Here is a 14,694-nt window from a genome sequence, read left to right as displayed (position 1 = left end):
TTGCGGGCAGTAAATGCCCAATTGGTGAGGGCTAATAATCAGCTTTGGATGAACCTCCTACTGATTAAAGTTTCACTTTATTTCTATCCATTCTTCCATAAAAATTTACATATAACGAATAATAACTATCTATTATTTCATGAGATGAAAAAAACCTCTATGTTTAGATTTATCATTATTCCCACCTTTTTGCAACTATCATACCATAGTTGCTATACAAACATTTTTCCACTTTTGACAGTTAATCAAACGTTTGTTTAAACGATTTTGTCTCATTTAAACAAACGTTTGATTAACCTAGAAAAACACCCATGTACGGGTGTTTTTCTGCTTAATCTTTAAAAGTCACTACTATTATCGCTTATTAATCTCTTCAAGTAAGATTTTGTTAACAAGTGGTGGATTTGCTTGTCCTTTTGTAGCTTTCATAATTTGACCAACTAAGAAGCCAATTGCACGGTCTTTACCGTTTTTAAAGTCTTCGATAGATTGCTCATTATTATCAAGAATTTCTGTTACAACTTTACGAAGTGTACCCTCGTCAGAAATTTGAACAAGACCTTTCGCTTTAACGATTTCTTCTGGGTCTCCACCTTTTTCAATTAATTCGTTAAATACTTTCTTCGCGATTTTAGAAGAAATTGTACCTTTTTCAATTAATTGAACCATTTTAGATAAACCAGCAGGCGTTAATGCAACGTCTTTTAATTCTTTTTGTTGTTTGTTTAAGTATGCAAGTACTTCACCCATTAACCAGTTCGATGTTAATTTCGCATCAGCACCGTCTGCAACAGTTGCTTCAAAGAAATCAGACATCTCTTTCGTTAATGTTAACACGTGTGCATCATAAGCTGGTAAGCCTAATTCTGCAACGTAGCGAGCTTTACGTGCATCTGGAAGTTCTGGAATAGAAGCTCGAACTGCTTCTTTCCACTCATCATCGATGTAAAGTTCAACTAAGTCTGGCTCCGGGAAGTAACGGTAATCGTCAGATCCTTCTTTCACACGCATTAAGATTGTTTTCTTTGTTGCTTCATCATAACGACGTGTTTCTTGTTGGATGATGCCACCAGATAACAGTTCTTTTTCTTGGCGCACTTGCTCATGCTCAAGACCTTTTTGTACGTAAGTGAATGAGTTTAAGTTTTTCAGTTCCGCTTTTGTACCGAACTTCTCTTGTCCAACTGGACGAAGAGAAATGTTCGCATCACAACGTAAGGAACCTTCTTCCATCTTACAATCAGATACACCGGTGTATTGAATGATTGATTTTAACTTCTCTAAGTATGCATATGCTTCTTCTGGCGTACGCATATCTGGCTCAGATACGATCTCGATTAAAGGCATACCTTGACGGTTGTAGTCTACTAATGAACCATCAGCTGTATGCGTTGATTTACCAGCATCTTCTTCTAAATGAAGACGTGTAATACCGATACGTTTCTTTTTACCGTCTACTTCGATTTCAATCCAACCATTTTCACCAATTGGCTTATCAAATTGAGAGATTTGGTAAGCTTTCGGGTTATCTGGATAGAAATAGTTTTTACGGTCAAACTTCGTTTCCGTTGCGATTTCACAGTTTAATGCCATTGCAGCTTTCATTGCAAAGTTAACTGCTTCTTTATTTAAAGTAGGAAGTACCCCTGGGTATCCTAAGTCAATTACACTTGTTTGTGTATTTGGCTCCGCTCCGAATTCTGTTGGACTCGCAGAGAAAATTTTCGAATTTGTTTTTAACTCAACGTGAACCTCTAAACCAATAATTGTTTCTAAATTCATCTATGCTCGCCTCCTTACAGACTTGCTTTTTTTGTATGATAGTCTGTTGCTTGCTCAAACGCATGTGCAACGCAGTAAATTGTCGCTTCATCGAAGTGTTTACCAATGATTTGTAGACCAAGTGGCATGTTGTTAGCACCGAATCCACATGGAACAGAAATCGCTGGAACACCCGCTAAGTTTACTGGGATTGTTAAAATATCATTTGCATACATTGTCATTGGATCGTCAACTTTTTCGCCCACTTTAAATGCCGGAGTTGGCGTTGTTGGTCCAATAATAACATCATAGTTAGCAAATACATTTTCAAAGTCGTTCTTAATTAATGTACGTACTTGTTGTGCTTTTTTGTAATATGCATCATAGTAACCAGAGCTAAGCGCAAATGTACCAAGCATAATACGACGTTTAACTTCATCACCGAAACCTTCACTACGTGTGTTTTTGTAAAGATCTAATAAGTTATTTACATTATCAGAACGAACACCGTAACGCACGCCATCAAAGCGTGAAAGGTTTGCAGATGCTTCAGAAGAAGATAGTAAGTAATACGTTGCTAGAGCGTATTTAGAGTGTGGAAGCGATACTTCCTCCCAAGTTGCGCCCATACCTTCTAATACTTTTAAAGCAGCTAGTACTGACTCACGAGCTTCTTCGCCAACACCTTCGCCTAAGTATTCTTTCGGTACAGCAATGCGTAAACCTTTAACATCGCCTGTTAAACCAGCTAAATAGTTTCCAACTTCAACGTTTGCAGAAGTTGCATCCATGCGGTCAATACCTGAAATAGCTTGTAATAAGTATGCATTGTCTTCTACTGTACGTGTAATCGGTCCGATTTGGTCAAGTGAAGATGCGAATGCTACTAATCCGTAACGAGATACGCGTCCATAAGTTGGTTTTAAACCTACAACACCGCAATATGCAGCTGGCTGACGGATAGAACCACCCGTATCAGAACCTAGAGAGAATAGTACTTCTCCTGCTGCTACAGCTGCTGCAGAACCACCACTAGATCCGCCCGGAACGTAATCTAAGTTCCATGGGTTTTTCGTAGCGTAGAATCCTGAGTTTTCATTTGAAGAACCCATTGCGAACTCGTCCATGTTTAATTTACCGATTGTAATTGTGTCAGCAGCTTTTAGCTTTTGCACAACTGTCGCATCATAAATTGGATCGAAGTTTGCTAACATTTTGCTCGCACAAGTTGTACGAAGACCGTTAGTTACAATGTTATCTTTTACACCAATTGGCATACCGAATAATAAACCATTATCTTCAGCGCCGATTTTTGCATCTAATTCTTTCGCTTTTGCGCGTGCATTTTCTTCATCTAATGTAAGAAAAGCTTTTACGTTATCTTCAACATCCGCAATACGTTTGTAAGATTCTTCTACTAAATCCGTAACGGAAATTTCTTTGTTGTTTAACTTCTTATGTAACTCTGATACTGAATGATCAAATAATGACATCGAAATTCCCCTCCTCTATTCTAATACTGCTGGAACACGGATTTGATTATCTTTGTGATCCGGTGCATTTTTTAATACTTCTTCAACTGGTAAACCTTTTTCTGGTACATCTTCACGCATAACATTTTTCATAGTTAATACATGAGTTGTTGGTTTTACATCTGTTGTATCTAATTCATTTAACTGTTCTGCAAATGTAACAATTGCATCTAGTTGTTTTTGAAATTTTTCTGCTTCTTGATCAGTAATTGCAAGACGTGCTAAATGTGCTACGTGCTTTACATTCTCAACGGAAATTCTTGACACGGCTAGGCCACCTCCATAATATATCGTTCAATCTACAATACTATTGATGATACCAAATTTTCAGTACTTCAAGCAAGTCAACACAGAGTACTTACGCCATTTTTACATAAAAAAAGAAAGGCAAATGCCTTTCTTTACAATTTACTCTTTATCTAACGGTTTATTTTTCGGAAATCTCTCGTTATCTTCTTCATTATCACGAATTGTTTTTTGTAATACAAAACAAGACATCGTTAAAAATAATGTTCCAATTAAATAGTATCCTTTTACACTAAGCGTTTCATCTAACGTATAAATCCCAATTAGCATACCTGAAAGTGCACAAACAAATGAAGTCCATGCTAAAAACGTGAACGCTTGCGTATTACGTCTTCTCATCGTTCTCCCCCTCGTTAGCTGTATACCCATTATAGATAAGTATATTTACCATGATGGATTTTTATGTAAATTCTAGTTTTATATTTATAAATCTATCATAAAAGAATACTATTTTAAAGAAAGTTTTCTGCCTAATCTGAAAAAATAATTAAAATCATTGACAATTATTTCTATTCTACATAAAATAAAAATAAATATTACGAACCTCGAAATATACGGGAGTGGAATTAATTGTTGCAATATGAACATTTTTTAGACTTACTGCTAGATAACGCCAAGAAACTTTTCTATCCTGAAGAATGGGTAAGCCTAGATTTAACACTTTCTAAAACAGAAGTATTTTGTTTACTTTGGATGGAACGAAATACAGATATTACAATGACGAAAATTGCTGATCTTCTTGATATACCGATGAGTACAACAACGGGCGTTGTAAATCGCCTTGTAAAAAAGGGATATATTGAACGCTACCGTGATGAAAATGACCGACGTATTGTATTAATTCGGTTAACAGAAAACGGCATAATGCTCGTTCAAGAATTAAAACAAAATGCGGCCCATTACTTTAGCTTAGTAACAGAAGCATTATCAGAAGAAGAAAAAGCATTCTTACTACAAATCTTCCAAAAAATCATGGATCACATCGCTACGTCACAGCAAAAAACAGAAGAAAAGATTTCTACACCTAAAATGAAAAACATTCCGATTGAATAAAACCCTATCTGGGTTTTTATTCAATCATTTACTTCGACACTCGTAATATTCGACATTCGAAACAAAGGGGATATGAATGATGAGAATTACCTTGTATACAGGTAAAGGCGGCGTAGGAAAAACTAGCATTTCAGCAGCAACAGCAATTCGTAATTACACTCCTTTTCAGCTTATTTTCTTATCCCATTATAATTGGGATTACCTTACTACTCGCTAGCTGCTTTCAGTAATAAAAAAAGACCAGGAAAACTCCTGGTCTATTACTCTACTTAACAAACATTGGATTCTATATTATACAGAATTGGAAGGTACAGAATTATGGTTTGTTTTGTTTGTTAAGTAGATTATATGTTGAACGAACTAACAGCGGAGGGGTTCCTTCTGTTAGTCCATTAAACCCAATAATTATTTTACGATTTTTTCAAGCTCCTCAAGTGAAAGATCTACTGAAATGGAACCATCATTTGTTTCTTTCTTAATTGCATCTGTTACTTCTTTTGAATGGTATAATTCAATTACTTTTTTCAGTGTTGGATCATCTTTATCTTTCGTACGAGCTGCGAAAATATTAATATAAGGCTTCGCATTTTCATTCTTTGGATCTTCTAAGAAAATAGGATCCTTCGCTGGATCTAATCCAGCTTGACCAGCAACACCGTTATTAATAACTGATGCCGCTACATCTTTTAACACACGAGGTGTTTGCTGTGCGATAACCGGTGTAATTTTTAATTTCTTCGGATTTTCAGCAATACCACTTGGATCTCCAAATAGACCAAAGTCTTTTTTAAGCTTTAATAATCCAGCTGCATCAAGAAGTTTTAATGCCCGTGCTTGGTTCGTTGGATCGTTTGGAATTGCAATTTCTGAACCATCTGGGATTTCATTTGCTTTCTTATATTTTTCAGAGTATAAACCCATTGGCGCAATTTGCGTTGTACCAACAGCTGTAATATCTAACTTATGCTCTTTTTTAAATTGCTCTAAGAAAGCAATATGCTGGAATGAGTTTAGTTCAATATCTCCATCAGCTAGCGCCTTATTTGGCGTTGTGTAATCAGAGAACTCAACCAGTTTAATTTTAATTCCTTCTTTTTCAGCTTTCCTCTTCAAAATTTCCCAAGCGTCTCCATCCGTTCCAGTTACACCAACGCGAACTACTTTTTCTTTAGCTCCTGCCCCTATGTCTCCACTTGAACAGCCACTTAACGCTGAAACTCCTACAATCGCTGATAATGCAAATGCTAAAATTTTCTTCATTTTCTTTTACCCTCTTCCTTTTTATGATCTGCGTAAAAAGACTTTCGCAAAGTAGTTTCCTAAATTTTGAGCTACCTGTACAAGAATGATAAGTAAAACGACCGTTACGAACATAACTGATGTATCAAAACGTTGATAACCATATGTCATCGCTAAATCACCAAGACCGCCACCACCGACAAGCCCAGCAACTGCAGAAAATTCAATTAAACCAACTGTCATAAATGTAACCCCTAAGATCAATGGCGCTAACGCTTCTGGCACAAGAATTTCAAAAACAATTCTAATTGGCGAAGCCCCCATTGCTTGAGCTGCTTCAATGACTCCCTTTGGAACAGAAACAAGATTTGTTTCAACCATTCTAGCAATGCCGATTGATGCAACTAACGTCATTGGGAAGATTGCTGCTGCTGTTCCAATCGTCGTTCCGATAACACTTCTTGTTAGTGGGCTTAAAGCTACTAAAAAGATAATGAATGGAACCGGACGAATTGTATTAATAATGATATTAAGAATAGAAAAGACCCATTTATTTTCTAAAAAGTTTCCTTTTCTCGTTACATATAATAGTAAACCTAGGGGTATACCAAGAATTGTAGCGAATATAAGGGTTACAATTACCATTAAGAGGGTATCCCCCGTCGCATCTAGTATGCGCGGCCAAAATATACTCCAATCAACTCGCATGAGCTTCTACCTCCTTCAGCTGCACTTGCAGTCTTAGATGTTGTAATGCTTTTTGAATTTCCCTCTGCTCACCTTGCAACTCTACAAGAAGATTTCCAAATAGCACATTTTGAAGTTCAATAATATTTCCGTACAGTACATTTACATCGACGTTATAGTTTTTTGCGATATATGATAGTACCGGCTGTCCTGTCTCCTCACCAGTAAATGTTAGACGATAAATTTGACCACCATTTTGAATTTTCGCTAGAACACTTTCCGGTAAATGATCATTAATGACAGAACGTACAAAGTTTTGAGTCGTCTTTGTTTTTGGTTGCGTGAAAACATCAAACAGTTTTCCTTCTTCAATAACTTTTCCTTTCTCCATTACAGCTACACGGTGACAAATTTCTTTCACAACATGCATTTCATGTGTAATAAGAAGAATTGTTAAATTGTATTCTCTATTTACTTTCTTTAATAAGTTTAGAATTTCTGTCGTTATTTCTGGATCTAAGGCTGATGTTGCCTCATCACATATAAGAATATCTGGCGATGTCGCAAGTGCTCTAGCAATGCCCACACGCTGCTTTTGTCCACCTGATAGCTGCTCTGGGTAATAGTTTGCTTTATCTTCTAACCCTACAAACTTCAGCAGTTCATTTACTCTTTCTTTTATCTCATTCTTTGGTACTTTCGCTAACTTTAATGGATAAGCAATATTTCCAAATACTGTTCTTGAATTAAATAAATTAAAACTTTGAAAAATCATTCCAATTCTTTGTCTCAGTTTACGTAATTCTTTCGTGGATAATGATGTAATATCTTTATCATCTATTGAAATCGTTCCTGCCGTCGGTCTCTCTAACATATTTACTAAGCGTAATAACGTACTCTTTCCAGCGCCACTAAAACCAATAATGCCAAAAATTTCGCCTTTCTCAACTGATAATGTTACATCCTCCACCGCATGAACAGATTGCCCAGCTGATTCATACACTTTACTTACATTGTTAAAAGAAATCATTTTTTCCCCTCCTATATGCTGTAAAAACTTGAAGCAGAGCTTTCGAGGTAAAATAAAAAGTGCCCTCCTTCTTATCAACCATAAAGATAAGAAGGAGAGCACTTATATGTACTCGTTCACATCTTCTCATCTTCCAAGCCTTTATATGGCTTGCTGGAGTTAGCACGGTATTAAAAAAACCCGTTGCTGAGGTATCGTAGGGCCAGTCCCTCCACCTCTCTGGATAAGAATGTATCGATTTAATTGTCGTTTAATTAATTCTCATTATAGAACTCAGAATAATAAGAGTCAATACATTTTTTAGAAAAATATTAATTATTCCTTTATTAAAATTTTCAGATGAAAATTCATGAGAAAATAGTAACTTTCAAGGTTATTTAAAATTCTTTTTCCTCATATTTTTAAACAGGAGAATCCTCTCTACGAATTGAATAAATTTATTTGAATATGAAACTCGGAGGAAGATAAATATATGAAAACAGCTCTTTTACTCGTCGATATTCAAAACGATTATTTTCCAAATGGAAAGATGGAATTGCGTAATCCAGTAGAAGCAAGCGAATATGCTAATCAGTTATTACAACACTTTAGAACAAACAACGAACCTATTTTTCATATCCAACACGTAGCTATAAAAGATGACGCTACTTTTTTCCTACCTAATACAGAAGGTGTACATATTCACGAAAGCGTACGTCCACTTAGAGAAGAAACAGTTATAGTCAAACATTATCCAAATAGCTTCCGAGAAACTAATCTTCTAGAGCAATTAAAACGTTTAGATATTGAACATGTCGTTGTATGCGGGATGATGACTCATATGTGTATTGATGCTACAGTAAGGGCTGCATTCGATTTTGACTTTCAATGTACCGTTATACATGATGCTTGTGCTACAAAAGACCTTTCTTTTAAGAACGCTACTATACCAGCTGTTTATATTCACAATACAATTTTAGCTAGTTTAAATGGTGTATATGCAAATGTAATAAGCACGAAAGAATTTTTAGCTACATAAAAAAAACACTCCTTTCAGTGAGCAAAACCGAAAGGAGTGTTCCTTGTCGAACCATAGATTTTCTTTCAAATTGTATTATACAGGAAATTCTCAAAATGAATACTAAAAAAAATGACTAATAAGTCAACTTTTCTCATCATTTTATTTCTGTTCACATGTTTATCCCGCTATTAATAGGTTTTAGCTCATTCCTTTCGAACGATAGTAATATATAGGATTTCAATTTTAAAAGGAGCTCTTCACATTCTGTGAAGAGCTCCTCTACTATTTCTTATAAAGTTTCAGAAGTAGTTTTTGCTTGCATGTGAAGTGCTAAGTAATCAGGTCCACCAGCTTTAGAGTCTGTACCAGACATGTTAAAGCCACCGAATGGTTGGTATCCTACGATTGCACCAGTACATCCACGGTTGAAGTATAAGTTACCTACGTGGAAGTCTTCACGTGCTTTTTCAATATGGTCACGGTTGTTAGAGATAACTGCTCCTGTTAAACCGTATTCTGTATTGTTTGCAATTGCAAGTGCATGATCGAAGTCTTTCGCTTTACAGAATGCTACTACTGGTCCGAAGATTTCTTCTTTCATTAAGCGAGCATCTTCTGCAACGTCAGCAACGATTGTTGGTTGGATGAACCAGCCTTTAGAATCGTCTCCTTCGCCACCTGCTAAGATTCTACCTTCTTCTTTACCAATTGCAACATAGCTCATTACTTTATCGAATGCAGCTTGGTCATTAACAGGACCCATGTTTGTACCTAATACTGCTGGGTTAGCAACTGTTAATTCTTTTGTTAATTCAACAGCACGATTTAATACGTGATCGTATACATCTTCATGGATTACTGCACGAGAACATGCAGAACATTTTTGTCCTGAGAATCCGAATGCTGATGCAACGATAGACTTAGCTGCTAATTCAAGATCTGCTTCTTTATCAACAACGATTGTATCTTTACCGCCCATTTCAGCGATAACGCGTTTTAACCAAATTTGTCCTGGGTTTACTTTCGCTGCACGCTCATAGATACGGATACCTACATCACGAGATCCCGTGAAGCTTACGAAACGTGTACGAGGATGATCTACTAAGTAGTCACCAACTTCAGAACCGTTACCTGGAACGAAGTTTACTACGCCAGCTGGTAATCCAGCTTCTTCCAATACTTCCATAAATTTCGCTGCTACTACAGGAGTTGTACTAGCTGGTTTTAGTAATACTGTGTTACCAGAAACTAAAGCAGCTGTTGTCATACCTGCCATAATTGCGAATGGGAAGTTCCAAGGAGAAATGATAACACCTACTCCTAATGGAATGTAAGAGAAACGATTATATTCAATTGGACGGCTTTCTACTGGAATACCGTCTTTTAATTTTAACATTTGACGACCATAATATTCCATAAAGTCGATTGCTTCTGCTGTATCAGCATCTGCCTCATTCCATGGCTTACCTGCTTCTTTTACAAGAATAGCAGAGAATTCATGTTTTCTGCGACGAACGATTGCTGCAGCACGGAATAAAATGTCTGCACGCATTTCTGGCTTTGATTTTCTCCAAGTTTGGAATGTTTCATCCGCTACTTGCATTGCTTTTTCAGCTAACTCACGGCTTGCTTTTGAAACACGACCAACAAGTTCCTCTTTATTTGCAGGGTTTACAGAAACAATTTTGTCTTCTGTAGTGATTTTTTCTCCCCCAATAATTAATGGATAGTCTTGTCCAAGATAAGATTCTACTTTCTTTAAACCTTCTTCAAACGCTAATTTGTTAGCCTCCACTGAAAAATCTGTAAATGGCTCATGTTTGTATGCTACTACCATTCTTTTTAGCCTCCCCTTAGAAAAACGTTTACATTTTACAACATTATTCTACACGATAATTTAGATTTATTCAAATATTCCTAGACTTATATTTTAAAAATTAATAAATTTTTAAAATATAATAAAAAAAGAGATCCATACATGGGTATGAATCTACAAAATATGAGTATATTCCAAAACATTTTTTCCAATCAATAATATGGTAACTAATAAAAATAAAGTCCTCACATATCCAACACCTTTTTGAACCGCAAACTTCGATCCAAAATAAGCACCTAAGATCATTGATAATCCCATGATAATACCGTATTCAAAATGAATTATGTCTAAAAATAAAAAAGTAATTAAAGATACAATATTACTAACAAAATTCAAAAGTTTTCCAGATGCTGCTGCTTGAATAAAATCCAAGCCAATTAATAAAAATGCAAAAATTAAAAACGACCCTGTCCCTGGTCCAAAAAATCCATCATAAAATCCTATCATTAAAATAACAAAGAAAAATATTAATGTTTTTCTTTGCGTCATCTTCTTATAGGTAGACACACTTCCCCAATTCTTTTTTGCAATAATATAAATAGCAATAAATACCAACATTACAAGTACTAATGGGCGTAAAATATCCGATGGAATAAATTTTACTACTAAAGCGCCTGCCACAGCTCCAACAATAGTTAACGGGATTAACTTTCCTACAATTTTAAAATCAACTTTTCCTGATCGAATGAAATACATCGCACTCGTAAATGTCCCCATTGTTGCCGCTAATTTATTCGTTGCAATTGCCGAAGCTGGCGATAGGCCAACAAACATAAGTGCAGGAAGCGAAATTAACCCTCCTCCTCCAACAACGGAATCAATAAAAGCTACTAAAAAACCGAATGCAATTAATAAAATAATGACTTGAAAACTTAATTCGTCCATGAGCTTTACCCCTTCCCCCTATTTTTTACAACATTTTAAATTATAACAAAATTACATAAGAAAAAAAGCTGTTCCATAGAGGAACAGCCTTCATATTTAATCTAAAATTTTCACAAGTGGTTCATCTTTTTTTGCTTCACGTATAATAATAGCTTCTGGGCGTTCTACAGATTTAATCGTTACTTGTACTTTCATATAATTCGGGAAGTATTCCATAACAAGCCCTGCCACATATTGTGTAAAACCAACTATTTCAGCTTTTCCATTAAACTGGACAGGAATATCAAGCTTCATTTCTCTTAATTCATCATCTCTATACATACCAGTACCAATAACAGCTGTATAGTCTCCTTGGAAATAATCGCTTAGTTTCGCCTTAAAGTTGGATACTCTTGCAAGATCTTCACGTTTATTATCTGTTTTCGCTTGCTCTGATGGGAACAAATAATATTTTTCATTAATTTGTTTCCAATCTTCAACCGTTTCACTACCTTTTTCGACATTTGCATAAGAAACAAAATTACCTGGCACGAGCGAAGACTTTGGAGCTTGGCGATAAATCGCAAATGTTATCGGAATATTTTTTGTTTCAGGTTCTTTTTGATGTATGACTTTCAAAATTTCTTGCGCCATTTTTTTCCCTTCAGCTAACATCTTTTCATCTGGGATTGCAGCTTCACGTGGGTAACCATGCTCTTCGTTAAAATATTGAACAGAATTCATCGCTAATCCAACTACCATACCAACACGTTCCTCGTCGTTATCGCCTTTTTTCACATAATAATCATGCTCTAAAATATTTGAAATATATATTGGATTTTTTTTATTTTTCACTTCTAGTGATTCGGATCCTGTTCCTAAGGCAGGATTTAATCCTATATTAGGAAATTTAACTGCATCTTTTTTTAATTTTTCCTCTAGTTCCTTTTGTTCAGCATCTGTACGTTTTCTTTTAACAAGCATCTGTATAGTTTGAGTATCTAGAGCTTTTCCGCCTTTTAAAAAATTATCTTTCGTACTAAATGATTCTTTTGCAATTCGCATTAATCCTGTTTCAAATTCATCTATATCAAGGCGACTATTTAACCCTTGCACCACTAAACCACGTGCCTTTCCACCATCAAATGGAATAGTCGTCTTATAATATTCATCCGAAATAGCGTATTTTGGAACAACTGATTGTTCTTTTGCTTTCCCCGATTTCCCAGCCACTTTTTCATCTTTGTCGGCACCTGCACTACACCCACTTACAAGTAGGCCAAGGCTTAATACCGCTAATGCTATTTTTTTCATGGTAAGTTTGCACCTCTTACTTATTTAGCTCTTGTAAGAACCTCTCTTCATTCCAAACCTCAACATTATGTTTCTCCGCTTGTGCTAATTTCGAACCAGCTGCTTCACCTGCAACAACCAAATCCGTACTCTTACTAACACTTCCTGTTACTTTTCCACCTAATGCCTCAATCTTCTTCTTCGCTTCACTTCGTCCCATAACTTCTAGCTTACCTGTTAAAACAACCGTTTTTCCTGCGAAGTAAGATTCAACATTTTGTAAATCTGCAATTTTTATACCTTTGTATGTCATATTCACGCCATACTCTTTAAACTGCTGTAATAACTCTAATACATCTTCATTATCAAAATATGTCACAACAGATTGAGCCATTTTTTCGCCAATTTCATTAATTGCTTTTAGTTCTTCTTCCGTTGCTTTTACAAGCTCATCCATCGTTTCAAAGTGCTCTGCAAATGTACGTGCTGCTTTCGCTCCAACGTGGCGAATTCCAAGACCAAATAATAATCGCTCTAACGAGTTTTCTTTAGAATTTTCAATTGCTTGTATTAAGTTTGTTGCTGATTTTTCACCAAAACGTTCTAACTGTAATAATTGCTCTTTCGTCAATGCATATAAATCAGCAAATGTACGAATGTAATCAGCATCAAAGAGTTGTGTAATAACACGTTCTCCAAGTCCATCAATATTCATTGCATTTCTTGAAACGAAATGGATTAACCCTTCTCGAATTTGAGCAGGACAAGTTGGATTTATACAACGAAGTGCTACTTCTTCTTCTAAACGAACAAGTTCACTCTCACATGCTGGACAATGAGTTGGCATGCGGTATTCTTCTTCCTCACCAGTACGCTTATCAAAAATAACGTTCACAACTTCAGGAATAATATCTCCAGCCTTCTTCACAACAACGTAGTCACCAATTCGAATGTCTTTTTCGCGAATTAAATCTTCGTTATGTAAAGAAGCACGACGAACAATCGTACCAGCAACTCTCACTGGCTCTAGTTCTGCAGTCGGTGTTACAACCCCTGTTCGGCCAACACTTAATTCAATGCCTGTTAATCTCGTTACAACTTCTTCAGCCGGAAATTTATAAGCAATCGCCCACCTTGGACTCTTCGCTGTAGTTCCTAGACTTTCTTGAAGAGCAACATCATCTACTTTTATAACGATTCCATCAATCTCATAATCAAGATGCGGACGTTTTTCTTGCCATTCTTCTACATAAGCTATAACTTCTTCAATTGTTTCACATGTACGGCGATTTGGATTTGTCTTAAATCCAAGTTCACCTAAGAAATCCAGCGATTCACTATGTGATGAAATTGTTTTTTCTTCTACATTCGCAAGACCATACACAAACATAGATAAGTTGCGCTTCGCTGCAATTTTCGGATCAAGTTGACGTATTGAACCTGCTGCTGCATTACGCGGATTCGCAAATACATCTTCTCCATTTTGCTCTTTTTCTTCATTTAGTTTAACGAATGAACGCTTCGGCATATAAGCTTCGCCTCGTGCTTCTAACGTTACTTCTTCATTTAAACGAAGTGGGATAGCTTTAATCGTTTTTAAATTTTGAGTAATATCTTCACCCGTTACACCATCACCACGTGTTGCCCCTTGAATGAAGCGTCCTTTTTCATAATGAAGCGAAACGGCAAGCCCGTCAATTTTTAATTCACATATATATCTTACATTCGCACCATCAATTCCTTGACGTACTCTTCTGTCGAAATCACGTAAATCTCCTTCGTTAAATGCATTTCCTAAACTTAACATTGGTGACTTATGTGTTACTTTTTCAAATATATCAAGAACAGTTCCCCCAACGCGAACGGAGGGAGAATCTTCACTCATAAACTCTGGGTTCTCTGCTTCTAATTTTATAAGCTCCTGCATATTACGGTCATATTCCGCATCAGAAACAGAAGGATTGTCTAATACGTGATATTGATAGTTAAATGTATTTAACAAATCACGTAATTCTTCTATACGTTTTTTTGCTATCTCTTTTGACATATCCTC

13 protein-coding genes, 2 pseudogenes and 1 riboswitch are annotated in these 14,694 nt (G+C 36.0%); of the genes and pseudogenes, 4 read left to right on the top strand and 11 right to left on the bottom strand.

Features of this window, described 5'->3' with window-relative positions:
• Positions 1 to 354: 354 nt before the first annotated feature.
• From gatB to AXW78_RS01765, 4 genes are all read right to left on the bottom strand, one after another.
• Positions 355 to 1,782 carry an Asp-tRNA(Asn)/Glu-tRNA(Gln) amidotransferase subunit GatB gene (gene gatB, locus AXW78_RS01780; RefSeq protein ID WP_001047685.1) on the bottom strand — a complete coding sequence of 476 codons (1,428 nt, stop codon included), beginning with the start codon at positions 1,780 to 1,782 and terminating at the stop codon, positions 355 to 357.
• 14 nt (positions 1,783 to 1,796) lie between these two features.
• The gene (gene gatA / locus AXW78_RS01775) at positions 1,797 to 3,254 is read right to left on the bottom strand and encodes an Asp-tRNA(Asn)/Glu-tRNA(Gln) amidotransferase subunit GatA (RefSeq protein WP_061883725.1); all 1,458 of its coding nucleotides are present in this window, start codon (positions 3,252 to 3,254) and stop codon (positions 1,797 to 1,799) included.
• A gap of 15 nt (positions 3,255 to 3,269) precedes the next feature.
• Positions 3,270 to 3,560 (bottom strand): Asp-tRNA(Asn)/Glu-tRNA(Gln) amidotransferase subunit GatC, encoded by a 291-nt coding sequence (gene gatC / locus AXW78_RS01770; RefSeq protein ID WP_000086999.1) that lies wholly within the window; start codon positions 3,558 to 3,560, stop codon positions 3,270 to 3,272.
• 141 nt (positions 3,561 to 3,701) lie between these two features.
• On the bottom strand, positions 3,702 to 3,938 hold the full coding sequence (locus tag AXW78_RS01765; RefSeq protein WP_001254393.1) for a YiaA/YiaB family inner membrane protein: 237 nt from the start codon (positions 3,936 to 3,938) through the stop codon (positions 3,702 to 3,704).
• A gap of 231 nt (positions 3,939 to 4,169) precedes the next feature.
• Between AXW78_RS01765 and AXW78_RS01760 the strand changes: the two genes are divergently transcribed.
• The 3 genes and pseudogenes from AXW78_RS01760 to AXW78_RS31465 all read left to right on the top strand — a co-directional run.
• Entirely contained in the window at positions 4,170 to 4,652 is a 483-nt protein-coding gene (locus tag AXW78_RS01760) for a MarR family winged helix-turn-helix transcriptional regulator (RefSeq protein ID WP_061883724.1), read from the top strand.
• A 76-nt stretch (positions 4,653 to 4,728) separates the two neighbouring features.
• Positions 4,729 to 4,806, top strand: a pseudogene (locus AXW78_RS33750) (ArsA-related P-loop ATPase); the annotation flags it as partial.
• Positions 4,790 to 4,882, top strand: a pseudogene (locus AXW78_RS31465) (HXXEE domain-containing protein); the annotation flags it as partial. The pseudogenes AXW78_RS33750 and AXW78_RS31465, both read left to right, overlap by 17 nt.
• A gap of 175 nt (positions 4,883 to 5,057) precedes the next feature.
• On the opposite strand, the gene AXW78_RS01755 reads toward AXW78_RS31465, so the two are convergent.
• Genes AXW78_RS01755 through AXW78_RS01745 form a run of 3 tightly spaced genes read right to left on the bottom strand, consistent with a single transcriptional unit; the run spans position 5,058 to position 7,608 of the window.
• Positions 5,058 to 5,912 (bottom strand): MetQ/NlpA family ABC transporter substrate-binding protein, encoded by an 855-nt coding sequence (locus tag AXW78_RS01755; protein WP_000721592.1) that lies wholly within the window; start codon positions 5,910 to 5,912, stop codon positions 5,058 to 5,060.
• Between the two features lie 21 nt (positions 5,913 to 5,933).
• Entirely contained in the window at positions 5,934 to 6,599 is a 666-nt protein-coding gene (locus tag AXW78_RS01750; RefSeq protein WP_001261868.1) for a methionine ABC transporter permease, read from the bottom strand.
• Complete coding sequence (locus AXW78_RS01745) at positions 6,589 to 7,608, bottom strand: methionine ABC transporter ATP-binding protein (RefSeq protein ID WP_061883723.1); 1,020 nt, start codon at positions 7,606 to 7,608, stop codon at positions 6,589 to 6,591. Before AXW78_RS01745 ends, AXW78_RS01750 begins: the two co-directional genes overlap by 11 nt.
• Before the next feature lie 123 nt (positions 7,609 to 7,731).
• Positions 7,732 to 7,838: riboswitch (SAM riboswitch) on the bottom strand.
• A gap of 242 nt (positions 7,839 to 8,080) precedes the next feature.
• On the opposite strand from AXW78_RS01745, the gene AXW78_RS01740 reads away from it, so the two are divergent.
• Positions 8,081 to 8,626, top strand: a complete 546-nt coding sequence (locus AXW78_RS01740) for a cysteine hydrolase family protein (RefSeq protein ID WP_000844905.1) — start codon at positions 8,081 to 8,083, stop codon at positions 8,624 to 8,626.
• A gap of 271 nt (positions 8,627 to 8,897) precedes the next feature.
• Here the strand turns inward: AXW78_RS01740 and pruA are convergent, their stop codons facing one another.
• The 4 genes from pruA to ligA all read right to left on the bottom strand — a co-directional run bounded on the left by pruA (position 8,898) and on the right by ligA (position 14,688).
• Entirely contained in the window at positions 8,898 to 10,445 is a 1,548-nt protein-coding gene (gene pruA / locus AXW78_RS01735) for an L-glutamate gamma-semialdehyde dehydrogenase (protein ID WP_000259554.1), read from the bottom strand.
• Between the two features lie 153 nt (positions 10,446 to 10,598).
• Complete coding sequence (locus AXW78_RS01730; RefSeq protein ID WP_061883722.1) at positions 10,599 to 11,369, bottom strand: TSUP family transporter; 771 nt, start codon at positions 11,367 to 11,369, stop codon at positions 10,599 to 10,601.
• A 96-nt stretch (positions 11,370 to 11,465) separates the two neighbouring features.
• On the bottom strand, positions 11,466 to 12,662 hold the full coding sequence (locus AXW78_RS01725) for a CamS family sex pheromone protein (RefSeq protein ID WP_000717032.1): 1,197 nt from the start codon (positions 12,660 to 12,662) through the stop codon (positions 11,466 to 11,468).
• Between the two features lie 16 nt (positions 12,663 to 12,678).
• Entirely contained in the window at positions 12,679 to 14,688 is a 2,010-nt protein-coding gene (gene ligA / locus AXW78_RS01720; protein WP_000031452.1) for an NAD-dependent DNA ligase LigA, read from the bottom strand.
• Between the last annotated feature and the right edge of the window lie 6 nt (positions 14,689 to 14,694).

Origin of the sequence: Bacillus thuringiensis (genome assembly GCF_001595725.1) — a bacterium.
In the GTDB taxonomy this organism is placed as follows: Bacteria; Bacillota; Bacilli; order Bacillales; family Bacillaceae_G; genus Bacillus_A; species Bacillus_A thuringiensis_K.
This window is presented reverse-complemented; position numbering and strand designations above follow the sequence as displayed.

Excerpts from the sequence above, each read along its gene's own strand:
- gatB (WP_001047685.1), bottom strand. The coding sequence starts at position 1,782 with ATGAATTTAGAAACAATTATTGGTTTAGAGGTTCACGTTGAGTTAAAA.
- gatA (WP_061883725.1), bottom strand. The coding sequence starts at position 3,254 with ATGTCATTATTTGATCATTCAGTATCAGAGTTACATAAGAAGTTAAAC.
- AXW78_RS01765 (WP_001254393.1), bottom strand. The coding sequence starts at position 3,938 with ATGAGAAGACGTAATACGCAAGCGTTCACGTTTTTAGCATGGACTTCA.
- AXW78_RS01755 (WP_000721592.1), bottom strand. The coding sequence starts at position 5,912 with ATGAAGAAAATTTTAGCATTTGCATTATCAGCGATTGTAGGAGTTTCA.
- AXW78_RS01750 (WP_001261868.1), bottom strand. The coding sequence starts at position 6,599 with ATGCGAGTTGATTGGAGTATATTTTGGCCGCGCATACTAGATGCGACG.
- AXW78_RS01745 (WP_061883723.1), bottom strand. The coding sequence starts at position 7,608 with ATGATTTCTTTTAACAATGTAAGTAAAGTGTATGAATCAGCTGGGCAA.
- AXW78_RS01740 (WP_000844905.1), top strand. The coding sequence starts at position 8,081 with ATGAAAACAGCTCTTTTACTCGTCGATATTCAAAACGATTATTTTCCA.
- pruA (WP_000259554.1), bottom strand. The coding sequence starts at position 10,445 with ATGGTAGTAGCATACAAACATGAGCCATTTACAGATTTTTCAGTGGAG.
- AXW78_RS01730 (WP_061883722.1), bottom strand. The coding sequence starts at position 11,369 with ATGGACGAATTAAGTTTTCAAGTCATTATTTTATTAATTGCATTCGGT.
- AXW78_RS01725 (WP_000717032.1), bottom strand. The coding sequence starts at position 12,662 with ATGAAAAAAATAGCATTAGCGGTATTAAGCCTTGGCCTACTTGTAAGT.
- ligA (WP_000031452.1), bottom strand. The coding sequence starts at position 14,688 with ATGTCAAAAGAGATAGCAAAAAAACGTATAGAAGAATTACGTGATTTG.